The sequence below is a fragment of the Paraburkholderia sp. NMBU_R16 genome, from assembly GCF_013282575.1.
Lineage (GTDB): Bacteria > Pseudomonadota > Gammaproteobacteria > Burkholderiales > Burkholderiaceae > Trinickia.
This window is the reverse complement of the sequence record NZ_JAAAYE010000040.1, coordinates 1-24,561: the sequence shown is the minus strand read 5'-3', so window position 1 is coordinate 24,561 and position 24,561 is coordinate 1. Positions and strand designations below refer to the sequence as shown.

At 61.2% G+C, this 24,561-nt stretch carries 26 protein-coding genes and 3 pseudogenes; 13 read left to right on the top strand and 16 right to left on the bottom strand.

Going from position 1 to position 24,561, the window contains the following annotated elements; translation table 11 throughout:
• Positions 1-11: 11 nt before the first annotated feature.
• From GWC77_RS19425 to GWC77_RS19420, 3 genes and pseudogenes are all read right to left on the bottom strand, one after another.
• Entirely contained in the window at positions 12-1,529 is a 1,518-nt protein-coding gene (locus tag GWC77_RS19425; protein WP_254367048.1) for an efflux transporter outer membrane subunit, read from the bottom strand.
• Between the two features lie 111 nt (positions 1,530-1,640).
• A pseudogene (locus GWC77_RS29660) lies at positions 1,641-1,994 on the bottom strand (lecithin retinol acyltransferase family protein); the annotation flags it as partial.
• Positions 1,995-2,499: 505 nt separating this feature from the next.
• Complete coding sequence (locus GWC77_RS19420) at positions 2,500-3,525, bottom strand: LysR family transcriptional regulator (RefSeq protein WP_173259724.1); 1,026 nt, start codon at positions 3,523-3,525, stop codon at positions 2,500-2,502.
• Between the two features lie 572 nt (positions 3,526-4,097).
• On the opposite strand from GWC77_RS19420, the gene GWC77_RS19415 reads away from it, so the two are divergent.
• Positions 4,098-4,598, top strand: a complete 501-nt coding sequence (locus tag GWC77_RS19415; RefSeq protein ID WP_173259722.1) for an Ohr family peroxiredoxin — start codon at positions 4,098-4,100, stop codon at positions 4,596-4,598.
• 55 nt (positions 4,599-4,653) lie between these two features.
• On the opposite strand, the gene GWC77_RS19410 is transcribed toward GWC77_RS19415, so the two are convergent.
• The 7 genes and pseudogenes from GWC77_RS19410 to GWC77_RS19385 all read right to left on the bottom strand — a co-directional run bounded on the left by GWC77_RS19410 (position 4,654) and on the right by GWC77_RS19385 (position 8,227).
• Complete coding sequence (locus GWC77_RS19410; RefSeq protein ID WP_173259720.1) at positions 4,654-5,061, bottom strand: cupin domain-containing protein; 408 nt, start codon at positions 5,059-5,061, stop codon at positions 4,654-4,656.
• Positions 5,062-5,124: 63 nt separating this feature from the next.
• Positions 5,125-5,604: a carboxymuconolactone decarboxylase family protein gene (locus tag GWC77_RS19405; protein WP_173259718.1), complete on the bottom strand. Its 480-nt coding sequence runs from the start codon at positions 5,602-5,604 to the stop codon at positions 5,125-5,127.
• Between the two features lie 187 nt (positions 5,605-5,791).
• A pseudogene (locus GWC77_RS29655) lies at positions 5,792-5,893 on the bottom strand (RNA polymerase subunit sigma-24); the annotation flags it as partial.
• A 39-nt stretch (positions 5,894-5,932) separates the two neighbouring features.
• Positions 5,933-6,172 (bottom strand): hypothetical protein, encoded by a 240-nt coding sequence (locus GWC77_RS19400; protein ID WP_173259716.1) that lies wholly within the window; start codon positions 6,170-6,172, stop codon positions 5,933-5,935.
• 303 nt (positions 6,173-6,475) lie between these two features.
• Positions 6,476-6,799 (bottom strand): DUF190 domain-containing protein, encoded by a 324-nt coding sequence (locus GWC77_RS19395; protein WP_173259715.1) that lies wholly within the window; start codon positions 6,797-6,799, stop codon positions 6,476-6,478.
• Positions 6,800-6,846: 47 nt separating this feature from the next.
• Positions 6,847-7,233 (bottom strand): fluoride efflux transporter CrcB, encoded by a 387-nt coding sequence (gene crcB / locus GWC77_RS19390; RefSeq protein WP_173259713.1) that lies wholly within the window; start codon positions 7,231-7,233, stop codon positions 6,847-6,849.
• Positions 7,234-7,252: 19 nt separating this feature from the next.
• The gene (locus GWC77_RS19385; protein ID WP_173259711.1) at positions 7,253-8,227 is read right to left on the bottom strand and encodes a LysR family transcriptional regulator; all 975 of its coding nucleotides are present in this window, start codon (positions 8,225-8,227) and stop codon (positions 7,253-7,255) included.
• A gap of 384 nt (positions 8,228-8,611) precedes the next feature.
• Between GWC77_RS19385 and GWC77_RS29650 the strand changes: the two are divergent.
• A pseudogene (locus GWC77_RS29650) lies at positions 8,612-8,817 on the top strand (YeeE/YedE thiosulfate transporter family protein); the annotation flags it as partial.
• 134 nt (positions 8,818-8,951) lie between these two features.
• Complete coding sequence (locus tag GWC77_RS19375) at positions 8,952-9,587, top strand: 2-hydroxychromene-2-carboxylate isomerase (protein ID WP_173259709.1); 636 nt, start codon at positions 8,952-8,954, stop codon at positions 9,585-9,587.
• 194 nt (positions 9,588-9,781) lie between these two features.
• Here GWC77_RS19375 and GWC77_RS19370 read toward each other — a convergent pair whose 3' ends face one another.
• Positions 9,782-10,489, bottom strand: coding sequence for a type III effector HopF2 (locus GWC77_RS19370; protein ID WP_173259707.1), 708 nt, complete (start codon positions 10,487-10,489; stop codon positions 9,782-9,784).
• Positions 10,490-11,445: 956 nt separating this feature from the next.
• Between GWC77_RS19370 and GWC77_RS19365 the strand changes: the two genes are divergently transcribed.
• From GWC77_RS19365 to GWC77_RS19350, 4 genes are all read left to right on the top strand, one after another.
• Positions 11,446-12,501 carry a hypothetical protein gene (locus GWC77_RS19365; RefSeq protein ID WP_173259705.1) on the top strand — a complete coding sequence of 352 codons (1,056 nt, stop codon included), beginning with the start codon at positions 11,446-11,448 and terminating at the stop codon, positions 12,499-12,501.
• Positions 12,502-12,667: 166 nt separating this feature from the next.
• A complete protein-coding gene (gene gstA, locus GWC77_RS19360) occupies positions 12,668-13,294 on the top strand; it encodes a glutathione transferase GstA (RefSeq protein ID WP_173259703.1) in 627 nt (208 codons plus the stop codon).
• The gene (locus GWC77_RS19355) at positions 13,291-14,001 is read left to right on the top strand and encodes a glutathione S-transferase family protein (RefSeq protein ID WP_173259701.1); all 711 of its coding nucleotides are present in this window, start codon (positions 13,291-13,293) and stop codon (positions 13,999-14,001) included. Before gstA ends, GWC77_RS19355 begins: the two co-directional genes overlap by 4 nt.
• Before the next feature lie 14 nt (positions 14,002-14,015).
• A complete protein-coding gene (locus GWC77_RS19350) occupies positions 14,016-14,345 on the top strand; it encodes a multidrug efflux SMR transporter (RefSeq protein WP_173259699.1) in 330 nt (109 codons plus the stop codon).
• A gap of 52 nt (positions 14,346-14,397) precedes the next feature.
• On the opposite strand, the gene GWC77_RS19345 is transcribed toward GWC77_RS19350, so the two are convergent.
• Positions 14,398-15,354 carry a LysR family transcriptional regulator gene (locus tag GWC77_RS19345; RefSeq protein ID WP_173259697.1) on the bottom strand — a complete coding sequence of 319 codons (957 nt, stop codon included), beginning with the start codon at positions 15,352-15,354 and terminating at the stop codon, positions 14,398-14,400.
• 129 nt (positions 15,355-15,483) lie between these two features.
• Here GWC77_RS19345 and GWC77_RS19340 point away from each other — a divergent pair, with 129 nt between their 5' ends.
• Entirely contained in the window at positions 15,484-16,200 is a 717-nt protein-coding gene (locus tag GWC77_RS19340) for an SDR family NAD(P)-dependent oxidoreductase (protein ID WP_173259695.1), read from the top strand.
• Between the two features lie 15 nt (positions 16,201-16,215).
• Here GWC77_RS19340 and GWC77_RS19335 read toward each other — a convergent pair whose 3' ends face one another.
• On the bottom strand, positions 16,216-17,199 hold the full coding sequence (locus GWC77_RS19335; protein ID WP_173259693.1) for a haloalkane dehalogenase: 984 nt from the start codon (positions 17,197-17,199) through the stop codon (positions 16,216-16,218).
• A 113-nt stretch (positions 17,200-17,312) separates the two neighbouring features.
• Here GWC77_RS19335 and GWC77_RS19330 point away from each other — a divergent pair, with 113 nt between their 5' ends.
• The 4 genes from GWC77_RS19330 (at position 17,313) to GWC77_RS19315 (ending at position 21,113) form a co-directional block, all read left to right on the top strand.
• Positions 17,313-18,233, top strand: coding sequence for a LysR family transcriptional regulator (locus tag GWC77_RS19330; protein WP_173259691.1), 921 nt, complete (start codon positions 17,313-17,315; stop codon positions 18,231-18,233).
• A gap of 52 nt (positions 18,234-18,285) precedes the next feature.
• On the top strand, positions 18,286-18,834 hold the full coding sequence (locus GWC77_RS19325) for a putative glycolipid-binding domain-containing protein (RefSeq protein WP_173259690.1): 549 nt from the start codon (positions 18,286-18,288) through the stop codon (positions 18,832-18,834).
• Between the two features lie 296 nt (positions 18,835-19,130).
• Entirely contained in the window at positions 19,131-19,943 is an 813-nt protein-coding gene (locus GWC77_RS19320; protein ID WP_173259688.1) for a class I SAM-dependent methyltransferase, read from the top strand.
• A 126-nt stretch (positions 19,944-20,069) separates the two neighbouring features.
• Positions 20,070-21,113: an acetylserotonin O-methyltransferase gene (locus GWC77_RS19315; protein WP_254367047.1), complete on the top strand. Its 1,044-nt coding sequence runs from the start codon at positions 20,070-20,072 to the stop codon at positions 21,111-21,113.
• Positions 21,114-21,252: 139 nt separating this feature from the next.
• On the opposite strand, the gene GWC77_RS19310 is transcribed toward GWC77_RS19315, so the two are convergent.
• Positions 21,253-21,984 carry an MBL fold metallo-hydrolase gene (locus GWC77_RS19310; RefSeq protein ID WP_173259686.1) on the bottom strand — a complete coding sequence of 244 codons (732 nt, stop codon included), beginning with the start codon at positions 21,982-21,984 and terminating at the stop codon, positions 21,253-21,255.
• A gap of 495 nt (positions 21,985-22,479) precedes the next feature.
• Here GWC77_RS19310 and GWC77_RS19305 point away from each other — a divergent pair, with 495 nt between their 5' ends.
• Positions 22,480-22,617 carry a hypothetical protein gene (locus tag GWC77_RS19305; protein ID WP_173259684.1) on the top strand — a complete coding sequence of 46 codons (138 nt, stop codon included), beginning with the start codon at positions 22,480-22,482 and terminating at the stop codon, positions 22,615-22,617.
• Between the two features lie 40 nt (positions 22,618-22,657).
• On the opposite strand, the gene GWC77_RS19300 is transcribed toward GWC77_RS19305, so the two are convergent.
• Both GWC77_RS19300 and tnpB read right to left on the bottom strand, forming a co-directional pair.
• Positions 22,658-24,190 carry an IS66 family transposase gene (locus GWC77_RS19300; RefSeq protein WP_173259683.1) on the bottom strand — a complete coding sequence of 511 codons (1,533 nt, stop codon included), beginning with the start codon at positions 24,188-24,190 and terminating at the stop codon, positions 22,658-22,660.
• Positions 24,191-24,252: 62 nt separating this feature from the next.
• A partial coding sequence (tnpB, locus tag GWC77_RS19295; RefSeq protein WP_173259681.1) for an IS66 family insertion sequence element accessory protein TnpB occupies positions 24,253-24,561 on the bottom strand: 309 nt, incomplete at its 5' end.

The following is a 24,561-nucleotide window of genomic DNA, read 5'->3' as shown; positions in this document are numbered from 1 at the left end:
GTGGCGGCGGCTCAGCGCGCGGCGACAACGGGGCTGTTGGGTGCGGACGCTTCTGTGCGCGACGCTGCCGCAGAGTCTCGGTTCGACGTGTCGACGAAACCGCCTCCCAGCGCGGAAGCCAGTGCAATCTGCTGATCTCGGCGGTTCATGCGCAGGTCCGCGACGGCCTGATCGGCGGAGAGCGCGTTGACGTCGGCGTTCAGAACAGTCAACTGATTCGTGAGACCCGCCTTGTACTGCACGAGCGCGAGCTTGTCAGCCTCGTGTGCGGCGTCCTGCGCGGTCTGAGCATCCGCAAGCTGCGCATCCGTCGAACGCACATCCGCGAGTTGTTTGGCGACTTCGCTCAGCGCGGTCACGAGCGACTGGTTGTAAGCCGCGACCGCGTAGTCGAAGTCGGCGTAGCGGCCCTTCAGTTGTGCTCGCAGTTCGCCCGCGTCAAAGATGGGCAGATGGATGGCCGGACCGACCGATGCCGTGCGGCTCGCTGCCGTCAGAAAGCGACCAAAACCGAATGCGTCGAGCCCGATTGCAGCACTCAAGTTGAAGTCGGGATAGAACTCGGCCTTGGCCTCGTTCACATCGTGTGTCATCGCATCGACACGCCATCGCGCAGCCACGATCTCCGGGCGGCGGCTCACGAGATCGGCGGGCAAGTTGTCGGGCAGGCGCACTTCGTCACCCATGCCCAGCGCCGGACGCGCGATACGCAGGCCACGATCGGGACCTGCGCCAAGCAGCGCAGCGATCTCATAGCGAACCGTCAGGATGCGTCCGTCGAGCGAGTTCAGCGCGGCGCGGCTCGTCGCGAGGTTGGCCTGCGCGGTCTTGCGCTCGACTTCTGTGTCCAGCCCAGTCGCGATACGGCCCGCCGCGATCCGGTCGATCTGCTCGCGATGCGTGATTTCGTCTTCAGCGATGTCGCGTAGCACATACAGGCGCGCAAGCTGGTTGTACGTGCGAGCAATCGACGTCGTCAGCGTCAGCTCGACGACTTCCGCGTCCACCTGGCTCGCCTGACGCAGCGAAATTGCCGCTTTCAGCGCTTCGCGGTTCTTGCCCCACAGATCGAGATCATAGGACGCGCTCAACAGTCCCTTGTTCTCGGTCTGCCACGAGCCGCCAAACGGGGGCGGCACGAAAGTCGTACTCGAGAACCGTTGACGCGTGAGCGAATAGTTCGCGTCGACCCGCGGCATCGTGCTCGCCTTCGCCATTTCGCTGTACGCCGATGCAGCAGCAACGCGTGCACGCGCCTCTCCGAGCGTCGGACTGCTTTTCAACGCTTCCTCGATCAGCGCCTTGAGTTGAGCGTCGCCGAACTGGTCGGCCCAGTTGGCGGCGGGCCAATGGCCGTGTTGCGCGGGAAGGCTTTGCTGAGTGGCATACTGCTGCGGCTCGGCCATTTTCGCGTCGCTGTGTATATCGGCATAGTTCACACACGCCGAGAGCACCGCCGCAAACATCACCGGCACAGCCTGTTTCAGCGCACGCGGTACGCACTGCCTGATGTTCGATTGAATGTTCATCTTCCGGCCTATCATGCATTCCTCTCTCGCAAGCGCGAGCAGCATCTTCATGCCTTGCCATGGGTTCCTTATGCATCGGCGTACCTGTTCGCTATGTCCGACACCTGACACACACCATGTGCAGAAGTGTTCGCAGTTATTGGTCAGCAGCCGATATCGGTCTTCGCCCAGGCGGGACCTGGCTCGCTCCACGGCATCTATCCCGGTATAAATGGCTCCCGGTTCAGATCGAACCTTTATCGCTCTTCCCGCCGCAAAGCCGTGCAACGGAATATATTCAATGGGCCGCCGTTGCGCGGAATGATGAAATCCACCGTAGTGAATCACCCGTCCATTCCCCGCATAAATTCCATGGTGTGTATAGCCTTGCCGCTCTGTGACAATATGGGCGCCAACTTCGATAGTGCATTCGGTGTTGCCCAGCTCCGGTGAGGTTGTGCGGCAATCAAGATACGAACTTTCCATGGCGAACCGCCCATGTTATGGCTGCATTAAGACGCGAGTCCCTCCGAGATTCCGCTCGGGAGATTCAATTGGATGTCTGCCTTGCGAGCCGCATCTTTCCATTGTCAGGCGTGCCTGGCTATGGAAGATTTCGATTTGAGGCGGATATCGCGCTTCAGAAAATGCCGCTGAACGAGACGGCAATTGCAAGCCCGACACTAACCGCAGACAGCATGATCCAGCCTGCAAACACCGATAGGGGTCCCAGACGAAGCATGATGCTCTCCACTAACGACCCCGACTCCCGGCCAATTCAATCGAGCAAATCGAGCCGATCGCGGTGCCATGTCGGGAATAGTAGGCGTCGAGTCGCGACCTCGGTAGATACGCATCGGAACACTCACTGTTGCCGCGTGGACACCAATAAGCGCGGCCAAGCTATGGCTCCGGAAATCAGCGAGGCGAACCGCCTGCCACCATCGGCGTGCTCGAGCATGTCAACATGCGACGGCACCGCTGATGATGTTCACGCCTGATGCAGGCTTTCGGAATCGTCAGTATTGAATTCGCCCAGGCAAAGGGAATTGTGCGCCCGGATCTCGTCCGTCATGAAATCGACGAACACACGAATGCGTGACGGCAAATGCTGCCGGCAGAGATAGCATATGTAGTGACCCCGGTCGTCCGGGACATATCTCCTTAGAGCCGTGACGAGCTCATTGCGCGCAATGTAATCGCACACTTGATATCCGGGCATCTGGGCGATTCCGCGGCCCTCGAGGACCGCTTGCAATACCAGGTCCGCGTCGTTGAAAGTCAGTCTGGCGGTCGGCAGATACTTTCGCATATGGCCGTCGACCTTGAAATCCCAATCGAATACGCGACCGTTGAGCCTCAGGTTGATACAGTCGTGCCGGGCCAGGTCTTCCAGCGTAGATGGAAGTCCTCGCTCCTCCGCGTAGGCACGCGACGCGCAGAGTACCATCTGCATTGGAATCAGCTGTTTCGCAATAATGCTGGAATCCTCGATGCACCCATCGCGAAACGCGACGTCGATCTGTTCCGCTGCGAAATCGACTGGCCTGTCGTCCAGAAGCAGGTCGACTGCGATATCAGGATAGACCTCGGAGAACCGGAAAAGCAGCGGAGCAACCACTTTGCGTCCGAAGCCCACAGTCGAGAGGACGCGAAGGAAGCCACGAGGTGGACCCTGGCGGAGGTCCAGCATATCGTTCACGGCCCCAACGATATGAGCCACGCCCTGGTTGCAGTTCTCGAAGAACCTTTCGCCCTCTTGTGTCAGGGTTGTCGTTCTTGTCGTTCGGAGAAACAGGCGCGTACTGAGCTGCGTTTCGAGCTTCTGAACATTTCGACAGACAGCCGAGCGCCCTACCCCCAATCGCTCCCCGGCTTTGGCAAAGCTTCCCTCGGTTGCGACCGCCATGAAGGCGATGATCCCAGCGTAGCTCGTCGCGAAACAGGTAGACAAAGCGTCAGCGTTATTTGGCAAGCCAACGCGGAAGCCTCGCTGCGATGTATCCGATTGGTCCATTGATAGCCCCACTGCCGAGACGTGACCGGATGAGCCGTCCGGGCGCCAGCATGCGCTGGCACCGACAACGACTGCCAAGTTGCGACTATGAAGTGGCGGTCATTGGCGCCGCTCCGGTGGGACCGGAAACGGCTGCGAATGCAGCTCGAGAAGGCCGACGCGTCACAGTACTGGACCTTGCCTTCAGGTGCACAGCGGACACGAATGGTTGCATCGAAAACTATCGGGGAAGGCCCCGTTCGCATGCGGCGCCGTCAAACTGGAGGTGGGTCTGGTGTATGGCAGTGTAGCACCCGCCTGTTTCAAAAGCAGTCTCTTGGATGAGCGCCTTACGTCCGATCATTACATTTGGATTGTCGCCGAACGGGAAACACCGTGTCTCCCATAGCGGCCCTACCGTTGCAATCCGCGTGCATTTACGATGGAAGCGGCGTTGTCCCGTAAACTGACGAGCAGCCCGGATACACGGGCAGATCGGGCATTCCTTACACGATCGTTCGCTCGACAAGAGAGACTCCGACGAATCGAATGATCGGGGTCGAGTCGCGCGTCACTGAACTCGAGAATGCGTAATGGACGACAAAAAGCTGCAAGCCCCCCCACTTTCTCTCCTGGACAGGTACCGGGGCCGGGATTTTCATCCCCTGTATACAACGACTGTCACCGTTTCCGGTGGCGAGACGGGGCACGGGCGCGCATCGGGAGTGGCCCGTTCGGATGACGGAAATCTCGTTGTGGAGCTGCGGCTGCCCACCGAATTCGGCGGCCCCGGGAACGGGACCAATCCCGAGCAGTTGTTCGCGGCGGGCTTTGCGGCGTGCTTCCACGGAGCGCTGAACCTGCTCGGGAAACGCGCCGCGATGGACATCGCCGATACGGTTGTCGAAGTGCAGGTTTCGTTCGGTCGGGATCCGATGGACGGAGGCTATGCGTTGGTCATCGACCTTCGGGTCCGGATGCCGGGCGTCGATCGATGCCTGGCGGAAGAGATGGTTCGAACCGCCGAGCGCTTGTGCCCGTATGCAAAGATGGCACGACAAGGGACCGTCAATATCGTGACCGTCGTTGACTGACTCAACGCCCCTGGGGCAGCAAGAGCGTGTGACTGTCGATCGTCGAAGACATTCCTTACTTCACCGGCACAAGGACCGGCGCACCCTTCTTCTTCAAAAGAAACACGATGAACTTTGCGGGTTGGGTCTGGCTCGCGTTGCGCCCAACCGTATGTACATCGTTCGGGCCTTCGTAGAAGGTCTGCCCAGGCGTGAGCGTGACTTCCTTGCCGCCCTTGACCTGCATCACGATCGATCCCTCGAGCACATAAACGAAGGCGTTCGCATTATGGCGATGGACGGGGTCGACGGCACCCGGCGGATACGTCACAGTGATCATCAATGCTTCCTCGCCCGGATGACCGATGAGCGCCTTGGTCATCAGCGGTGTCACGACGGCTTCGGGCGCCGCCGCGCGTGCCATGCCGATATGGGCGCTGGCGACGGCGAGCATTGCGATTGTGGTGTGCTTCAGTCGAAACATGGTGTGCGCTCCAAATAGCGCGTCCCGCACGCGCGGGACGAAGACGAGGAACAACGAGACGGTTCAGGCGAGGTTAGCCTTGTCGAGGCCGAATGCCTTGTCGGCCGAACCCGGCACGGTCCGGAATGCAACGTTCGCGCGGTTCCAAGCGTTGATGGCCATCACTTCGTACGTCAGGTCGGAGATCTCCTTCTCGGAGAACTGCGCACGAACGCGTTCGTAGATATCGTCGGACACGCCAAGCTCGCCAAGTTTGGTCAGCGCTTCCGTCCACGCGAGGGCGGCGCGTTCGCGCGGTGCGAACAGCGTCGATTCGCGCCAGATCGCCAGATGATGGAGGCGCAGTTCGCGCTCGCCGTGTATGCGTGCTTCCTTTACGTGCATGTCGACGCAAAAGCCACAGCCATTGACCTGCGACGCTCGGATCGACACGAGATCACGGATCGATTCTTCGATTGCACTTTCCTTCAGCCGATTACTGAATTCGAGGAGCTTTTTGAAGAGCTCCGGCGATTGTTGAATGTAGTTGATACGCTGGGTCATAGGATTCTCCTGGCGATGACGGCGGACATACGCTTGAAGCGGATGTCGCTAGCGGCAATGCGCCGCACGAAGTCATCGTAGGAGGAGCCGGCGTACCGCGGTAGCCATTCAAACGGGATCACGGTGTTGTCCCTTTGGCACCAATCAACCGCAATCAGGCCCGGGCAGGCCGCAGGGATTACTGCGCCTACGCGTTGCGGTGTGCCGCAGCGATACGTGTCAGCTTGTCAGGATTGCGCTGCAGGAGAATACGGACGACGCGCGTGGCGTCCGCTTGGAATGACTGCGAAGGCCAGCGCGAGCCTTCAATATCCAGTCGACGCGCCGCTCATCCGCTATGTACCGGAACAGCCAACGTGCGCTCGTATTGCGGCAACCGCAAGTCCGTCGGCATCGCTGAAAGCTGCTCCAGCAACGCGGCTAACCGTCGGCGATCGGTCATCGATATCGTTGTCGCTGCCAACAGGTGCTCGATCTGCGAGACCCAGTATTCACGACGGATCAGCCAGGGAAGGCGGGCTAAAGTGTGCACCGTCTTTTCCAGCCGCTCGATTTCTCCCTTCACCATGCGTATCCTCCTGCCCCGTCGGGAACCCACCGCTTCGTACGGCCGGATGTTTCCGAGCTGTTCGATGAACTTGACGCAACAACCATGCATCGAGTCGCGGAATGACGGTCAGGCCGACCAAGCTCGGAAGAAGGGATAGCCACAGCGTTCGCGCAAACGTTTGGCCGTTCATCACCGCCCTCTCGTCATGACTCCATGCCTCTTGTGTAACGGCTGACGAGCGCGGCACTTGATAGGGGCAAACCCTTATTCGGGCCGTCTCCTCCCGAAATCGCGAGCGACGGCCTCGGTTGCCTTCACGGTCTATGTATTGTCGATGGCACCGAAGCGGGCCGGGATGATCGCATAGAGGGCGCGCAGCTTTTCCTGCGAAACCCGTTCGATGAGGCGCTGCGCTTCGGCCTCGGTCACGACGAATTCGACTTCGACTGTCAACGAGCCCTGCAGCTCGAAAAAGCGCTCCTCGTGCAGCACGCGATGCGCGCCGAAACCAGCCATCGCGCGAAAAGCGGAGCCGCCCGTGACGCCCATTCGGCTTGCTTCGGTCAGCAGCCACTCCCACAACGGCTTCCAATGCAGGCGATGGTTTTCGTGGACATAAAACCGTAACAGCACATACTCGTCCATGGCGCGTCTCCAAGAACGGTGTGGAGCAGAATCGAACGCCGGTCTGCTTACCCTGCGTAGAGCCAGGCCCGGGCTGTCCAGATGCCGAGGCCGGTCAGCGCGAACGAGCCGAACACATGCAGCGCCGCTTCGATCAGCGCCCACGCAAATTGCCCTTGAGCGATCAGTGTGACGACTTCGGCCGAAAACGTCGAGAACGTCGTGAGCCCGCCCATGAAGCCGGTGATCACGAAGAGCCGCCACTCGGGCGGCAAGCCGGCCTTCGCGCTGAAAAAGACCACGGCGACGCCGATCAGATAGGCGCCGATGAGGTTCGACGCAAGGGTGCCGAGCGGCACCATCGGAAACATGGCATTGAGTCCGATCGAAAATCCCCAGCGCAGCAACGCGCCCAAACCGGCGCCAATAAAAATGGAAAGCAGCGTGTAAATCAAGGTCCCGTCCTGATTCAAGTCATGTTCGGAGTTTTTTATTGAACCGGGATGGTACGGCAGACGTTGCCGGACGAACAGCCTCGTTCGCGTCGAACCGCCCTTCGAACAGCTCGCGCTCACGAGCCAGCCCCTCGCCCACGACATCGAAAAACGCTCTGACGCGTGCCGTGCCTTTCAGATCGGCGTGCGCGACGATCCAAAGCTCGCCCTCGAGTTCCGGCACCGGTGCGCGCAGCGCACGAACGACGCCGGGCTGGCTGTCACCGAGATAGCACGGCAGTAGCGCGAGCCCAATACCGGCACGCGCCGCGACGAACTGGTTGATGAGACTGTTGGCCCGATAAACGAAAGCATCAGGAGCGGCAGTGCGCGCCAGCCATTCGGCCGCTTGGATACCGGATGCAGCGTATTCCCAGCCAATCAACGCATGGCCTTCGAGTTCGTCGACGTGCGCCAATGCGCCGCCGTGCTCCTCCAGATATTCGGGCGAGGCGTAAAGCGCCCATCCGACATTGGCCAGCCTGCGGCCCCATAGCTCGCCTTCTTTCGGGCGCACCGGACGCAGCGCGATATCGGCCTCCCGGCGCGAGAGATTGAGCACGCGATTGTCGACGGTGAGTTCGACCACGATGCCGGGATGGGCCTCCCTGAATGCTGCCAAGTGGCGGGTCAGCCGACTGTAAGCGAGTGTTTCCGACGAAGTGACGCGCAATCGGCCGGACAGCCGATGGTCCCGGCCCGTGATGTCGCGATCCATGGCCAGCACCTCGTCCTCCATCCGTTCGGCCGCGGCAGCCATGCGGGCCCCCGCTTCCGTGGCCTCGTAGGCCCCGCCCGCCGAGCGTTCGAAAAGTCGCACGCCGAGCCGGCTTTCAAGCGCCTTCAGACGTCGAAAAGCCGTCGAATGATCGACGCGCAGCCGCTCGGCCGCGGCCGTCAAGCTGCCGGTTCTATATACGGCGAGGACAAGGCGAAGTTCGTTCCAGTCGTTCATGAACGCGACGCTAATCGGCTTCTTGCGCGGTTGCAAGCCCGGACCGCGTTTGCACCAGGGATTTTGCGTCGATGCATTGCTCGCGCCGCGCCAAGCTGTCGGCCGACGGTGGACGATGACCCTGCATCCTACGGGGGAATACGCTTATAACTAATCATTCGTCCACGGCCCACCGTCTCAGACAGATAATTCATTTGGAATACCGCTTTTCCTATCAGTCTGTCTTTCCCTCAGAGATTGGCCACTATGTCCGACATTTCCGTTGCCGGTCGCGCGACGCGCTCCGACATTCATCTGGGTGCGCTCGGCGTTGCATCGCTCGCTTTCCTTGCGGGCCTCGTTTATCTCGACACCACGGTCAGTGGCCGTCAGGCTGCGCTATGGATCGTGGGCGGTTTACTCGGGCTCACGCTTTATCACGCATCGCGTTCGGCTGCAATATCGGCGCCTATTTCAGCGGTATCGTCTCGGGCAGCCTGCATGGATGGCTTTGGGCTGCCTGCGCGTTTTTCGGCAGCGTGATCGGTACGTTAGTGCGACCTGTATTCGGACTCGCGAACGAAAAGACTGTCCGACAGGGTGCTTGCTGAACGATGCGACCGGGACCGGCCTCGCGCTGCACGAGATCGTCTCGCATGCGACACTGGCGGACATTCGCGCCCTGACCGGGGCGCCGTTTGTGCCGTCCGCGCGATCGGATGCGCGTACCGCCCGAGGAGCGTCCATGCCCGACACCATCGACTGGTTCTTCGACGTAGTCTCCCCGTTCGCCTACCTGCAGATCGAACAGTTCGACAGGCTGCCGGCAGGCCTCGCCATCCGTCCGCGCCCGGTGGTACTGGGCGCGATCCTGAACCACTGGGGCCAAAAGGCCCCCGCCGAGATCGACGCGAAGCGGACGTTCACTTACCGGCATGCGCTGTTTCGCGCTCAGCAACTCGGCATTGCATACCGCATGCCGCCCGCGCATCCGTTCAACCCGATCAAGGCGCTACGCTTGACGATTGCGATGGGTGGCTCGCTCGATGCCGTCCGTGCGGTATTCCGGCACATCTGGCGCGAGGGACGAGACGTGGCTTCACCCGAGGGCTTCGCCGCGCTGTGCGAAGCGGTCGGCTTTCCGGAGGGCGTCACCGCCGTCGAGCAGCCCGCGGTGAAAGACGCCTTGCGCCATCACACCGACGCGGCGATCGCACTCGGTGTGTTCGGTGTACCTACGTTCGTGCGCAACGGCGATCTGTTCTGGGGAGAAGACGCGACCGCGATGTTCCTGCAATGTCTGGAGACCGACTGGCTTGCCACGCCCGAAGTGCAGCGGGTGAGCGCGTTACCGGTCGGCGTCCGGCGTAGCGGATCGTGACACCCAGGCGCGCCCCGGGGACCCCATGAAGTTGCGATGACCGTGGCCGCCCCGACGGGACTGCAGCATCCAATGAAGCAGTAGCCCGATCGCTGCACCGGCGCATTCAGCCAACAGGAAAGCCGGCACGCTCTGCGGCGCGGCGTGCGTGTGACGTCTGTTCGCCCTGGCGAACGACAAGACCGCTATCCGGTCTAGCGCTCACCCGGCCGCGCCGCGGATTTCGGGTTAAGGGCCGCGTCAGTCGAATCGTTATTGGCGGACGGCTCGGCGGTGCGCTTCATTTCCGCCGCAATGTACGCGAACTGCCGTTCGTACGCTGCGGTATGGCCGGACTTCACGGCGGCGCTCACGTAATCGTTCGCCGTCGGGTAGGCGCCACGAACGTCGCCGAACGGACCGATACGGGCGTACCAATCGGAAGGATTCCCAAAACCCATTTGCTCCAGACTCCGGCGCGCCTCGGAAAAGAACCGAACCATATCGGTCACCGAGCCGTACTCGGCGGTTTCCTTCAATCGAGCGGCATGCTCGATGCCGAGGCGCCCATGCTTGACATGACGGTTGAGCGTCTCGAACTCTTCACCCCGATACAGGTTCGAGATTTCCACCGCAAGCGCTGGCAGCGACCGGTGAGCAACGCCCGGGGCATCGCTAGCCACTTCCTCGGAAAGATGGATGCGACGCAGTCCGGGGTGCGTAAAGGCTTTGGGCAAATGGTCGCTTTTGGCAACGGTGATCGTGACTCCCCCCTCGCCGACCACCTTTTTCATGCGTGCGCGAAACGTCGGCGATTGCTCGTGGAGCACCTCGAGTTTCGCGACGAGATTCGATACGCGCGGGTCGTCGGCGGGATTTCGGATATGCGCGGCGACAGCAGCCCACCCGCTCGGCTTGGCCACCGCGGCCGGTCTTGCGCCGCTCGCAGTCCGGACGGGCAGCCCTTGCAGGTAGCCATCGGTGAGCGCTCGCCGACCACGAGACGCTGACGCCCCGGCGGCATTCGATGACGATGTTTGGCTCCCGCCCGTAGCGGAAGCGATCGGGTGCACCCCGTTCGTGCGAGTGATGTCGAAGCCCATTTCCGCGCTTGTGATGCCGTTACCGATAAAGGGAACGTCATGCTGACCCCGGCCGGTACGAAGTGCCGCATTGTCCGGCGAAATGCGGGAGCGATGCGCGAAGGCATCGCTAGACGTTCGCTACGCTCGCTGCTGAGCAGCGAAATGTGCGATGAGAGCGCGAATGCCCCGCTCCGCCATCGACTCGTCGTCCGATATGCTTGGGCATGGGGTTGTGGCACTCGACAGCCTGCACATCGAATAAGGTTTCCCGGCGGTCTCACACTTGTCTTGGTTTAGTTCCTATGTCTTCGTTACCTATTCACGGATCCGGCCGGACAACGCCGCCCTCTTCTGAGAATGGGCGTTCGCCCGCCAGGGCATCTTCGCCGCCAACGCGCTTATCCGGGCAACGCCCTATTATCGGCCCGCTTGCGGCATTGAGTGGGCAAGAGCCGCACGCGTCCGCGAAGAATGACGTCTCGAAGCCGAAGTCGCTCATCGTTCGCTCCACTGATAGCCGATCGAAGGCTTCGGAGTCGGCGTCAGCAGCGTTGCGTGCGTCGGTCCAAGACCTGCTCGGGCCGACCTATGACGCGAACGAGTATGCGAACGAACTATTAAAACATGCCGATAAACCCGCGACGGAGCGCGAAGCAGCGATCAAGACATGGCTTCGACGGCGGGCATTGCATATCGCGCCCAGCGAACACCCGCTTTTTGCAAGCTTGCGGCCGGAATTCCTGAACGCAGGAGGTGTGTTCAACGCCGTTTACAGGTTACCCGGACATCCGCTCGTGGCGAAGATCGACATGCTGCAGCCGAGGGTTCAGACGGGCTACAACATGCAATTCATGGGCAGAGATCCGAACTACGAGCCTGCTCATCTTGCCGCAATGGCCCAGAGCAGTTTGCGGCAGGAGCGGCGCAATCTGCGGGAAATGCGGAGCTTTTTTGGTTCACGTCTGCCTCGGGAATTTCTGCGGTATACGACCGTGCCGGTTCCGGGCAGGATTCTCAAGCTACTGGCGCAGGAAGAAGTCCGAGAACATGAGGTCGTCGTCGACGGCCAAAACGTCATCTATTCCCCGATGCCGATCGACAGCAATCGAATCTACCCAATGGACCTTGTCGTGCGCTATCAGAAGGATATAAGCGAACTGTATGACAGGGTGGCACGCGGAGAGGATGCGATCAGTTTCAGAGGCCACTACGTCGAAGATTCCTCGCATCGATTACCGGATGCGGAGGACTACAAATTGGCGTCCGATCTGTGGGTTGCCAATAAGTATCCCGGCCGTGATTTCGGCCCCGACGAGCGGATGCTATTCGAGAAAATTCATGGCCTCGCCGAGCAGGACACGCTGATCAGCCTTCTAATGCAGTGTGACGATCCCGACCTTCTCAGCGAGGTGCGCGATTTCGTAGCGTTGGCGATCCGATTTTCCAACTCCACCAAGCGGACACTGGATACGATCGGTGACGCGAACGTCTTCTTCGTGAAAATCGACGGCCAGTGGACGTGCGTGATGGGCGATGCGCAGGTCCCACGCTTGGAGCCGATGTTGGCGACGTTTTCCGATTCGCTGAACAAAATCGCACGGGATGAATTACCCGATGCCAATGCCGGTTGGCATTTGACGGTTGGACTGCCCTATGTACAGTCCGTGAACGCGGTCGCACATTTCCTCGGATTGACCGAGCGAATTCGCATCCCCGGGAAGATCCCCGCGCAGGTGCGATGGGACCGGCTCTTATCGCTGATCGTATCGGCTCGCCGACCGCCCGCGCCTCACGCGGCGATTCCTTTTCATGATCGTCCCTTATGGCGCCGGCCGCCGGAGATGTGGTGAGTTGCCAAGCCAGTGTGGCGCGGCAGAGAGTCATCGCCGCACATGAACGTTGACGATCGCTTGCGTGAATGCAATCCGAAACGGCATTTGCGCAATAGACGTTGCGTGCTCGCAGCCCGTATGCTGGTCGGGTCGTTCATTTACCGCCATCGTTCAAGAGGCCCCCATGAAGCTCTATTACTCCGCCGGCGCCTGCTCGCTGTCGCCGCATATCGTCGCCGTCGAAGCCGGCATCGCCGTCGACCTGGAACGCGTGAGCCTCACTAAAACGCCGCACACCACCGGTTCCGGGACCGACTTCTCGGCTGTCAACCCAAACGGCTATGTCCCGGTGCTCGAACTCGACGACGGCACGCTCCTGACCGAAGGCCCCGCGATCGTGCAATACCTGGCCGACCTGAAGCCGGAAAGCGGCCTGGCGCCGCCGGCGGGAACGATGGCTCGCGTCCACCTGCAAGCGTGGCTGAACTTCATCGCCACCGAATTGCACAAGATGTACAGCCCATGGCTGTTCCACGATGAATACGGCGCGCAAGCACAAGCAGTCGCGCGCAACAAGATTGCGGAGCGGCTGCGATACGTCGAAACGCATTTGGCTGCGGGCGGGCCCTTTCTCGCGGGCGAAGCCTTCACGGTGGCCGACGCGTATCTGTTCACCATCGTCAGTTGGTCGCGGTTCGTCGATGTCGATCTCTCCAGCTTCCCGAGTCTGCGCGCCTATCTCGAACGGGTCGGCCGGCGACCGGCCGTCCGCGAAGCGATGAAGGCCGAAGGATTGAAGGTGCCGGCATGACTGCCTTATCGAGTACGCCGACCTATACCCTGGTGAGCCATGCGCTGTGTCCCTATGTACAGCGCGCCGCGATCGCTCTCGCTGAAAAAGGCGTGGCTTTCGAGCGGCGCTACATCGATCTGGCGGACAAACCCGCATGGTTTCGTGCGATATCGCCGCTCGGCAAAGTTCCGTTGTTGCTCGTCGACGGGCGCAGCGCCGAGCCGCCTGCCGCCGTCTTCGAGAGCGCGGTCATTTGCGAATTCCTCGAAGATGTCGGCGCGGGCCCCTCGCTGCACCCGTCGGATCCGCTCGAGCGGGCGCGGCATCGCAGTTGGATCGAATTCGCTTCGGCCATCCTCGCGGATCTCTGGCATTTCGAGACCGCGACCGACGCGACCACCTACGAGACGAAGCGCGAGGCCCTGGAACAGAAGTTCGTTCGCGTCGAAGCGGAACTCGGCGACGGTCCGTTGTTTTCCGGTTCGCGAATGTGCCTCGTCGACGCGGCATTCGCGCCGATCTTCAGATACTTCGATGTTTTCGATGCACTCGTGCCCACCGGCGTCTTTGCGCACACGCCGAAGGTCGACGCCTGGCGGCGCGCGTTGTTCGAAAGACCCAGCGTGACGGATGCGGTCTTGCCCGGCTATGAGGAGCGTCTGCGGGCGTTTCTGACTCGGCACGATGCCTATTTGCTCAAACGCTCGGGAGCGTCGACGCAATGAACGGAATCAACGCTATGAGCCAAGGGGCCGCATGGGGGTGGTTGATCGTATCGGGGCTTTGCGATGTCGCCTGGGCGGTCTCGATGAAATACGCCGAGGGCTACACACGGCTGGGTTGGAGCGTGATTTCCTTGCTGTTGCTCGCCGCGTTCGTCTTCCTGTTGGGCCGCGTACTACAAGTGCTGCCCGTGGGCACGGCGTACGCGGTATGGACCGGAATTGGCGCGGCGGGAACGGTACTGCTCGGCATTGCCCTGTTCGGAGAGCCCGTCGGGCTGATCCGACTCGGCGGCGTGGCGCTCGTGGTGGCCGGCATCGTCACGTTGAAGATGGCGCCTGCGTAAAGTGCAGTTTCACAGATCGTATGCACGCGTTCGGTGGGTCTCGCCGCGAGGCTCAGGTCGATGAAGGTCTATCCCGACTCGCAGTGCGCGGGTAAGCGGCCAAGCACAGCGCCAGCACTTCGGCGCGAAACCAGCGATGAGCCGGATCGTGATCGAGGCGCGGATGCCAAATCGCCGAGACGTTGAATGCCGGCACCGCCAGCGGCAGCTCGAAGCTCTGCACGCCGTTGGCCGTTGCATACTCGGGCACAAAGGCATTGCCCAAGCACGAATACGGGACGACGGCCAACAAGTCCGATTGACGAACGAGCTGGATAGCGCTCGTGTATGACGGCACGACGATCGGCACGCTCCGCCGCAGATCGCGCGACGCGAAGGAGACGTCCACCGGACTATCGGCTTCGCCAGTGCGGGATATGTCCACGTGCGGGTACGCGGTCCATCGATCGATGCTGACATCACCATTGCTCAACAGCGAATGACCGACGCGGCACACGCCGACGTAGCGGTCGCGCAAGAGCACGCGCGCGCGGACCTCCGGCGCGGCGGTTTTGACGATGCCGATCTCCAGATCGACGCCCCCTTCCCTCAGCGGTTGCGCATTCCAATCCGGCTTCGGCGCGAAGCGAAGCTGAACACCAGGCGCCGCTCGATGCACCCGATCGATCAACGCTGCGCCCAGCAGATCGATGAAGCCCTCCCCGGCACGCACGGTGAAACGCTGCTCGAGGGCCGCGATCTCCAGCCGAGGGTCGGCACGGCTCAGCGCTCCCTCCGCTTCGCGTAGGAGCGCCGGAATGCGCTGACCCAACTGCTCGGCGTAAGGCGTCAGAACCAGCGCGCGGCCCGCTTGCAATAGCAACCGGTCGCCAGTGGCTACGCGCAGGCGCGCCAGCGTACGGCTCATCGCCGAAACGCTGAGGTTCAGGCGTAGCGCGGCTCGCGTAACGCTGCGTTCGCTCAGCAACGCATCGAGCGCGGTCAAGAGGTTGAGGTCGATGCGTGACATGCCCGCAGCATAGTCCAAAACAACTCGGGTATGGCGCTGCGTGCAACCGTCGATTGCATCCCGAGCGTCTGGCGCAAGCTGACCGCGATCCGGAAAATCGACGACGTCACTTGAACAAAGGATCCCGCCATGCCAGACATTTCCACATCCGCTCGTGTCCGCACCATTTTGCTGATCGGCGCCTCGCGCGGCCTCGGCCACGCCATGGCGGCCGAGTTCGCGAAGAAGGGATGGCACGTGGTGGGCACCGTCCGCGCCGGCCGCCGAACGCTGCTGCACGACTTGGCCGATGCATGTCCCGGTCAGGTCGAAATCGAGACGCTCGATATCACGCGGCCCGAGCAGATCGCCGCCTTGCGCGAGCGCCTGGCCGGACGCACGTTCGAGATGCTATTCGTCAATGCGGGCACCACCAATCCGGATCCCACCCAAACGATTGGCGAGGTGTCGACCGAGGATTTCGTCAACCTGATGATCGCCAACGCGCTCAGCCCAATGCGCGTGGTGGAACGCCTTTCCGACCTGGTTGCGCCGGACGGCCTGATTGGAATCATGTCGTCGGGGCAAGGCAGCATCGCCGACAACGAAACGGGCCAGCGGGAGGTCTATCGGGGCAGCAAAGCGGCGCTGAATCAGTTCATGCGCAGCTTTGCGGCGCGCCAAGCCGGCATGCCACGGCCCATGGTGCTGATGGCGCCGGGCTGGGTGCGCACCGACCTCGGAGGGCCCGAGGGACGATTGTCCATCGACGAGAGCGTGCCCGGGGTCGTGAACGTGCTGCTGGGCAAGTTAGGGCGTCCCGGGTTGGAGTACCTCGACTACCAAGGTCGGACCGTTCGGTGGTGAGGGGATTCGCGTCAATCAGACATCGACACTCACTTCAGCGGCATCGCCCCGGACAGCCTGCATGGATGGCATGCGTACGCGAGCACCGGCGGCCGGCAACTCTTCGGGATGCGAACCCTCCTCGATGCTGGCAATCCATGCGCGCAGCGTTTCGCCGATCTGCGCCGCGTGGTCTTCCTGCAGATAATGGAAACCCGCGCCCAGTTCGACGACGCCGATATTCTGCTGGCCTGCCGCAAACTGTTTCGCGAAGGCCGGCGACACGATTGCGCCCGGATCGCCGACGAACAAGAGCTTCGGGTACGTCGAAGCCTTGAGCGCCGCGTGTGCTTCGGTCAGCCATCGATGGACATCTTGCGGTTGCCCTTCGATCGGTAATTCGTTTGCCAGACGCCAGATCGGCTTGCGCGATTCCTCCGTCGGAAAGGGCAGCTTGTAGGTTGCGAATTCCTCGCTGGATAGCGTGCGCTGGATCGAGCCCGGAAGAACCCGTTCGAGGAAAAAATTGTCGCGCTGGATCATTTCCTCGCCGATGCCCGGGGTGCGGAACTTCTGAAAGGTCGCACGCGCCTGGGAATTTTGATGAAATTCATCCCAGCGGTCGAAAGGCCGAATGAATTCCATGAACGCCAGGCCCTTCACGCGCTGAGGAAAACGCGCGGCGAAATGAAATGCCAGCGCAGTACCCCAGTCTTGCGCCACGAGATAAAGGGAACCTAGACCCAGCGCTTCGATGAAACCGTCCAGGTAGCGCACGTGATCGGCAAAACGGTAGTCGATGTCCGGCTTGCCCGAGTGCCCATAACCGATCAGATCCGGCGCGATGGCATGGTGTGTATCGGCGACTGCAGGCATGATGTTGCGCCAGATGTACGACGAAGTCGGATTCCCATGCAGGAACAGAACGACGGGGGCGTCTTCCGGGCCCAACTGCCGGTAGCTCATCGTCGAATCGAGGACGGGCACCCGCAGGGTTGATGCGACGGTGGGTAGCGGCATGACGAGGCTCCTTCCAGAAGTTCGGCTAGCGACACCTCGTCATGCTAATTACGCGCGCCTGGATTGATAATATTGCGTCGACGGAAAAGACCATTTACCAGGGGTGCGCAATCATGGACCGCATGACCGCGTTGACTGTGTTTCGGACCGTCGTCTCCGTCGGCAGCTTCAGCCGGGCCGCGAAACAATTGGGCCTGTCTCCCGCTGCGGTGAGCAAGAACATCGGCGAATTGGAGACGCATTTGCGCGCGAGATTGCTGAACCGGACGACCCGGCGGCTCAGCTTGACCGAAGCCGGCACGCAGTATTACGAGCGGATCGCACGCATTTTGGACGATCTCGACGAAGCGGACGGCTCGGTGGGCGAATTGCAGCAACAGCCTGCCGGACAGCTTCGCGTCAGCGCGCCCATCACGCTGACACTGCTGACGATCTCGCAATCGCTCCCGCGATTTTTGGCGCGTCACCCCGGCCTTTCGCTCGATCTCCACCTGGACGACCGGCGCGTGGATCTGATCCGCGATGGCTACGATTGCGCGCTGCGCGGCAGCGACAGGCTGGAGGATTCCCGGCTCGTGGCGCGCAAGCTGATGGTTCTCAAGCATGTGCTGTGTGCGGCGCCGTCTTATTTCGAGCGCTGCGGCATGCCAAATGATCCACTTGAGCTCGCCGACCATAGCTGTGTGCAGTTCACGTTGTCGGATCACTCCGCCGCTTGGGCGTTTCGCAAGGACGGGCGGTCCGTGACGGTGCCTGTGACGAGCCGCTATAAAGTTTCCTCGAGCCTGGCGGTACGAGACGCACTGCTCGCCGGATTCGGCTTGAGCCTGATTCCGGAGCTCTACGTGCGCAGTCACTTGGCCGAAGGCTCGCTGGTGCCGGCGCTCACCGAGTGGGAAAGCGACGAAACCACGATTTATGCCGTCTATCCGTCGCGGCATTTCCTGCCCGCGAAGATGAAGGTGTTTCTCGATTTTTTGGCGAAGGAGCTTGGCGAGAGTGGGATCGTCCCGCCTGAGAATGGGGTGTCTTAATGGGAAACCATACCTGGGAAGACTTCAAGTCGAGCCTGCAGAGGGACAACAGATGACATGCGTTGCGCAGTGGGTCGCCGAAGACGGCGCGGGCGCCGAGCACCTGGTGTTGAACGAATGGCCGGATCGCGTGATCGGCGAGGCGGTGGTCGTCGGTACCGGCTTCGGCTCGCCGTATGGAGTGCACTACCGGGTTGAGATGGCCCCCGACTGGACGGTGCGACGCGTACTGGTCGCGCTTACCGACGGGCGCACGCTGGTGGTATCGGCTGACGGCAATGGCCATTGGTATGACATCGACGGCAGGCCGCTGGCGGCACTCGATGGCTGCATCGACATCGACATTTCGGGCACGCCATTCACCAATACGCTGCCAATCCGTCGCCTGGGGCTGATGCAAGGCGAACGGCGCCAAATCCGCGTAGCCTATCTGGCGCTACCGGCGTTGACGATCGAGCCGGCCGATCAGGCGTACACGTGCATCGAACCGCGGCGGCGCTATCTGTACGAGGGCCCGTTGCGGCAATTCCAGGCGGAGTTGGCGATCGATACGAATTGGCTGGTCGAAGACTATCCGACGCTGTTCAAACGGATCGCGTAATTTGTGCAGAGCAAGATGTGCCCCGCTCGCAAAAACAGAAATGGGCAGCGCCCCACCGAATTGGATACGGCGCGAAAAAGACAGTACGATCGTCGCATTAGGCGGCACCGCAAGAAACCGAGAGCCGCCGGCGTTTTTCGTCGGCTTGCTAGGAAGAACGACGACGGACCCCTTAGTTCTTCGTGGCGGTTACCGCTGAAAACGCAGAGCATGAGGGCTGATGATCCTCATTGCAGCAGGTTGGTGCGCTCTTGAATGATGGTCAAGGGCACCGTTAGTGCTTTCGCGGAGGAATCATGACCGAGCGCGATAAGGTGTTTGGAGGCTCAATCCCGAAGTTCTATGACACGCTGATGGTGCCGCTGATCTTCGAGGCCTATGCCGCCGACTTGGCGGAGCTTGTCGCAGCCTCCTCGCCCAGCTCGGTGCTTGAAACGGCGGCCGGCAGCGGCGTGGTCACTCGAGCGCTTGCGCCAAAACTTTGCGCGGGTGCGCGCTACGTCGTGACCGACCTCAACCAGCCCATGCTCGACTATGCCGCGGCCAAGCAGGGGGCCGACAGCCGTATCGAATGGAGACAAGCGGACGCGCTCGATCTGCCGTTCGAAGATGCCTCGTTCGACGTTGTTTGCTGCCAGTTCGGCGCGATGTTTTTTCCCAACCGGGTCGCCGGCTACGTCGAGGCGCGGCGCATGCTGAGGCCTGGTGGTCGCTTTGTCTTCAATGTCTGGGACCGCATCGAAGAGAACGACTTTGCCGAAGAAGTTACCGATGCCGTCGCCACGCTGTTTCCGCACGACCCTCCGAGATTCCTCGCCCGCACGCCGCACGGCTATCACGATGTCGCGCTGATCCGCGAAGAGCTGAGCCGCGCAGGATTTGCCGACATCGAGGTCGAGACACGCGAGAAGGTGAGCTCGGCGAGTTCGGCGCGAGACGCTGCCGCCGCATATTGCCTGGGAACGCCTCTGCGTAATGAAATTGAAGCGCGCGACGCCAGCTTGCTTCAACTCGCCACGGACCGAGCGACGAAGGCAATTGCCATCCGCCATGGCGAAGGGCCGGTGGCCGGCAAAATTCAGGCGCATGTGATCGTGGCAACAGGATAGTGGATTCGCGACGCATTGCTCGTTCGTCTGAAGGATAGCGAGCGCTTGAAAAGCTTTTCTTCGCCTACTACGCTATTTCATGCTCTTCACATTCCGCCGGGAGCAATGATGAAAAGCACACCGAGCATGGTTCAAGAGGAGCCTGTCGCTGACGACACGCGCCAGAGCGAACCCTCCCCTGAACGGGTACTCCAATTGGGCATGGGGTTCTGGGCGTCCAAGGCCCTATTGTCCGCAGTCGAACTCGGTGTGTTCTCGCGCCTCGCGACAGGTCCTCACGACGCCGCGCAGCTCGCTGAGGCACTCGAGCTTCATCCGAGGTCGGCCCTTGATTTTCTCGATGCGCTGGTCGCATTGAATCTGCTGGAACGCGAAGACGGGACATACCGCAATGCGCCGGATGTCGAACTCTTTCTGGATCGGGCCAAGCCCAGCTATGTAGGCGGGTTGCTGGAAATGGCCAACGCGCGGCTGTATCCGTTCTGGGGTTCTCTGACGGAAGCCCTTCGCACGGGGCAGCCACAGAGCGAGGTTAAAGGAGGTGGCAATTTCTTCGACACGATATATCGCGACGAACACAAACTACGTGAATTCCTGCGTGCAATGAGCGGGGTCAGCCTGGGCGCGGCCAAGGCGATTGCGCAACAATTCCCCTGGCAGAATTACAGCACCTTCGTCGACATCGGCGCGGCCCAAGGCGCCTTACCTGTGCAGATCGCACTCGCTCATCCCCACTTGCGCGGCGGCGGCTTTGATCTGCCGGTAGTACGCCCCGTATTTGAAGAATACGTCACGTCGCACGGCCTGCAGGAACGGTTGCATTTCTATCCGGGCGACTTCTTCAAGGATCCCTGTCCGGGGGCCGACGTGCTCGTAATGGGGCACATCCTCCATGACTGGGACCTCGGGCAGAAGCTCGAACTCCTCGCGAAGTGTTACGCAGCGCTACCTCCTGGAGGTTGCCTGATCGTGTACGACGCGATAATTGACGATGAGCGAAGGCGCAATGCCTTTGGCCTGCTGATGAGCCTCAACATGCTTATCGAGACACCGGGCGGCTTCGACTATACCGGCGCACAGTGTCGCGAATGGATGCAGGAAGTCGGCTTCACACAGGTACGCGTCGAGGCTCTTACCGGGCCCGATTCAATGGTGATTGGAACCAAGTAGAAAGTCGCCGCAAAATCCGCAGGCATTCGACCACCGACCCACGTTGCTTCTCGGCGGTCGGTGACAGACGGACGACGGGCATAGCCCCGGACGAGGCGAGCTGATCGGCTTGCTCCGAAGCGGTCCTTCAGCGCAGGGCCTAGCCGCGTTCAACGCTGTCGGCGAGCGCGCGCAACAAGGCCGCGCCATCGCCGCGCCAAGCACTGCCGTGCATGCAGGCGAGCGTTGTCGGCTCAAATGCAGCGAGGCGTTCCAGCATTGCGCGGGCGTTCCTGGTGTGAGAGAAGTAGTCCATTTTGTGACGGAATGCCTCGCTCGGTTCGAGGATGTCGCCCTCGGTAAGCGGCGGGTGATTCGAACCGCCTTGGGTAAACAAGTCGCCGCAAAGCAGCGTTGCCGACGCTGTCTCCATGAGGAACCCGCATTCCCATGCGTGCGGTAAATGCGGTGTATAAAGCCAGCGCACGGTGTGCTGCCCAAGCGAGAGGGTCTCGCCATCATCCAGCGCACGTGGCGGCCGGTCGGCATAATCACTAACCGAGACCATAGCCGCGATTTGGCCGCACAGTGGCTCCGCACGCGGCGCGGCCGTGAGAAACTCGTTGAGTGCGCCGCATTCGTCGGCCTCGAAATGCGAGAGACCGACATAACGCAAGCGACCGATTGGCATGATCCGCTCGACTGCTTCCCGGACAACCGGAAATAACCTGCGCAGACCCGTATGGAATAGCAGCGGCTCGTCGTCGTCGATCAGGTACTGGTTGAACGAGAATCCGCCGCCACCTGGGATCTCGACCGGAGTGGAAAGGCGATAGATGCGGTCCGCAATCTCGTCGATTGTCGTACCGCTCGAAAGAGATAGAGTCGACATGGTGCGCTCCTTTCTTGGGCAACTGACATGCTCCAGGCGCGGTCACATCGTCGGTGCACGTTCACCGATTGTCGATTATCCACGGTACTGATGTCCAATGCCCAAAACGCGGAGCCGATCCCGACGGGAACCATGCCCGAGGCGGTAGCAGCAAACGGCGGTCCGTCTATTCTCAGATGAATCGAGTTCTGACACGTTCTCGCCCTGATTGACTCCGAGGACCAAAACGTGTCGAACAACACCTACACATGCGGCATACATACAACCTTACGCCGCCGCAATTGTTCATTCTCGTCATGCTCGACGAGGCCGCAAAGCACTTCGGCGTAGACGATCTGACCGGGCTGGCACTGCTGATCATCGGCTGGCCATTCCTTCCAACGAGGCGCAAACCGAAGGGTGCGACAATCGGCACATCGATAGCATCACGGGTGGCGTAATCAGTTACCGCAGCGCCATTCATTACAACCAACTCGTGAAGCCCGAGGACCGTCTATGCGCAATCCGCTGCCGCTCGAAGAAGTTGAATTATTCGTGCGTAAGGAGCGCGGCTTGTCGAAGAGCAAGGTCATCACGACGTCCACGACGCTTGAAGACGACCTCTGCATCATCGGTATCGAGGGCGAAATGTAAGCACCCGGCGAAGACACCCCCAGGTCCAAATCGCCGTCAATCAAGCTGCGGCAGGCGCCCAGCGATGCGGTAGAAGCGCGACGATGTCGTCGGCTCGATGGGTAGGCAAGCGATTGAGGACGTCTTTCAGATAGACGTAGGGATCGTGGCCGTTGAGCTGCGCAGTTCGAATCAGGCTCATGATCGCAGCGGCGCGTTGTCCAGCGCGCAATGAACCGGCAAACAACCAGTTCGACCGGCTAATGGCCCACGGACGAATTTGATTTTCGAGCCAATTGTTGTCGATTGGGACGTGCCCATCGACCAGATAACGCGTGAGTGCCTCCCAGCGCCTGAGGCTGTAGTCGAGCGCCTTGGCGATCGCCGATCCCTCGGAGACCAGCTTACGCTGGGCAATCATCCACTCATGTAAGGCATCGGCGATCGGACGGGCGCGCTCCTGGCGCACTTCACGTCTTCGATCAGGCGTGAGTTCTGCGACATCGCGCTCGACCGCGTAAAGTTCGCCGAAGTATTTCAGCGCCTGCTCGGCGATTTGACTCTTGTTGCTGGCGTGCAGCTCAAAGAATTTTCGTCTCGCATGGGCAACGCATCCGATCTCGGTGATCCCCAGCTCGAATCCGGCTTTGTAGCCTTTATGGTCATCACAGACCAGCTTGCCGCGCCAATCACCGAGGAACGTACGAGCATGTTCGCCCGCGCGACTATCGGCGAACTCATAGACGACGGCGCGCACGTCGGCGAACTGCGTGGTGGCATACGCCCATACGTATGCGCGCTGCGTCTTCCCTTTGCCGGGAACCAGCATTTGCACCGGCGTCTCATCGGCGTGCAACACACCGTGCTGTAGAAGCACTTCGCGAAGCGCCTCGATCAGCGGCTGCAACCGCACGCCGCAAACGCCAACCCACTCGCCCAGCGTCGATTGGGGGATGGCAAGACCCGCGCGCGCAAAGATCCGTTCCTGACGATACAGCGGTAAATGATCGCCGTACTTCGCGACCAATACTTGCGCGAGCAAGCCGGCGGTGGGGATGCCCTTGTCGATCACATGCGGCGGCACAGGTGCCTGAATCAGCGTCTCGCACGCCTTGCAGGCCCACTTGCCGCGGATATGCCTCTCAACCGTGAACACCCCCGGCATATAGTCCAGCTTCTCACTGATGTCCTCGCCGATACGCACGCGCTGGCAACCGCAGGAGCAGGTGATGTCGTCAGGTTCATGGTGGATGTCGGTGCGCGGCAGTTGCGGCGGCAAGGGCGCGCGCTTTGGCTTCTGACGTTGCTTGTCCGGCGCCGGATTCGACTGTAGCTGCTCGAGCTCGATTTCGAGTGCGGCCAGATCAGCGTCGATCGCCTCGTTGAGCAGGCTCATCTGCTCGACGTTCAGTTGCTCGCTGCGCTTGCCGAAATGCAGGCGCCTGAGCGTAGCGATCTCGTGCGTGAGCTGGTCGATACGCGTCTGACGGTAGTGCAGTTCCCGCTCGTTCTCGCCGACCTGAGCCATCAACTGCGCAGCCAGCGTGCGCAGTTCGTCGGGGCTCATCGCGTCGAGATTGGCGGGTAGGTTCATGCGGCCAGTCTGCCAGAACCCACCGCGCCGCGGAAGCAAGCCGGTTTACGACTTTAGGGACATTACACGAGCGTGATCGCGTGATCGTGAGCGAGCGTGCGCCAGGGCAGCCCCATCACCAGCGCCTGCAATTGCTCAGGGTTCAGTGCGGTGGCAATCATCAGATCCCCATTGGTCCAGATGAACCGCCCCTTGTTCAGACGCCGAGCGGCCAGCCAGATACCCAGGCCGTCATAGACAAGCACCTTCATCCGCGTCGAGTTCTTGTTGGCGAACAAGTACGCGTGATGAGGGCGCGCCGAGCCGAAGACCTTGACGACACGCGCGAGGATCGTCTCCGTGCCGGCGCGCATATCCAGCGGTTCGGTCGC

What these genes read in the sequence shown, in the direction of transcription:
- GWC77_RS19315 (WP_254367047.1), top strand. Translation starts at nt 20,070, where the DNA reads ATGGTTCAAGAGGAGCCTGTCGCTGACGACACGCGCCAGAGCGAACCC.
- GWC77_RS19305 (WP_173259684.1), top strand. Translation starts at nt 22,480, where the DNA reads ATGCGCAATCCGCTGCCGCTCGAAGAAGTTGAATTATTCGTGCGTAAG.
- GWC77_RS19375 (WP_173259709.1), top strand. Translation starts at nt 8,952, where the DNA reads ATGCCCGACACCATCGACTGGTTCTTCGACGTAGTCTCCCCGTTCGCC.
- GWC77_RS19310 (WP_173259686.1), bottom strand. Translation starts at nt 21,984, where the DNA reads ATGTCGACTCTATCTCTTTCGAGCGGTACGACAATCGACGAGATTGCG.
- GWC77_RS19330 (WP_173259691.1), top strand. Translation starts at nt 17,313, where the DNA reads ATGGACCGCATGACCGCGTTGACTGTGTTTCGGACCGTCGTCTCCGTC.
- GWC77_RS19410 (WP_173259720.1), bottom strand. Translation starts at nt 5,061, where the DNA reads ATGTTTCGACTGAAGCACACCACAATCGCAATGCTCGCCGTCGCCAGC.
- GWC77_RS19320 (WP_173259688.1), top strand. Translation starts at nt 19,131, where the DNA reads ATGACCGAGCGCGATAAGGTGTTTGGAGGCTCAATCCCGAAGTTCTAT.
- GWC77_RS19335 (WP_173259693.1), bottom strand. Translation starts at nt 17,199, where the DNA reads ATGCCGCTACCCACCGTCGCATCAACCCTGCGGGTGCCCGTCCTCGAT.
- GWC77_RS19340 (WP_173259695.1), top strand. Translation starts at nt 15,484, where the DNA reads ATGCCAGACATTTCCACATCCGCTCGTGTCCGCACCATTTTGCTGATC.
- GWC77_RS19415 (WP_173259722.1), top strand. Translation starts at nt 4,098, where the DNA reads ATGGACGACAAAAAGCTGCAAGCCCCCCCACTTTCTCTCCTGGACAGG.
- GWC77_RS19425 (WP_254367048.1), bottom strand. Translation starts at nt 1,529, where the DNA reads ATGAACATTCAATCGAACATCAGGCAGTGCGTACCGCGTGCGCTGAAA.
- GWC77_RS19350 (WP_173259699.1), top strand. Translation starts at nt 14,016, where the DNA reads ATGAGCCAAGGGGCCGCATGGGGGTGGTTGATCGTATCGGGGCTTTGC.
- GWC77_RS19355 (WP_173259701.1), top strand. Translation starts at nt 13,291, where the DNA reads ATGACTGCCTTATCGAGTACGCCGACCTATACCCTGGTGAGCCATGCG.
- gstA (WP_173259703.1), top strand. Translation starts at nt 12,668, where the DNA reads ATGAAGCTCTATTACTCCGCCGGCGCCTGCTCGCTGTCGCCGCATATC.
- GWC77_RS19400 (WP_173259716.1), bottom strand. Translation starts at nt 6,172, where the DNA reads ATGGTGAAGGGAGAAATCGAGCGGCTGGAAAAGACGGTGCACACTTTA.
- GWC77_RS19300 (WP_173259683.1), bottom strand. Translation starts at nt 24,190, where the DNA reads ATGAACCTACCCGCCAATCTCGACGCGATGAGCCCCGACGAACTGCGC.
- GWC77_RS19385 (WP_173259711.1), bottom strand. Translation starts at nt 8,227, where the DNA reads ATGAACGACTGGAACGAACTTCGCCTTGTCCTCGCCGTATATAGAACC.
- GWC77_RS19420 (WP_173259724.1), bottom strand. Translation starts at nt 3,525, where the DNA reads ATGGACCAATCGGATACATCGCAGCGAGGCTTCCGCGTTGGCTTGCCA.
- GWC77_RS19325 (WP_173259690.1), top strand. Translation starts at nt 18,286, where the DNA reads ATGACATGCGTTGCGCAGTGGGTCGCCGAAGACGGCGCGGGCGCCGAG.
- GWC77_RS19395 (WP_173259715.1), bottom strand. Translation starts at nt 6,799, where the DNA reads ATGGACGAGTATGTGCTGTTACGGTTTTATGTCCACGAAAACCATCGC.
- GWC77_RS19345 (WP_173259697.1), bottom strand. Translation starts at nt 15,354, where the DNA reads ATGTCACGCATCGACCTCAACCTCTTGACCGCGCTCGATGCGTTGCTG.
- GWC77_RS19405 (WP_173259718.1), bottom strand. Translation starts at nt 5,604, where the DNA reads ATGACCCAGCGTATCAACTACATTCAACAATCGCCGGAGCTCTTCAAA.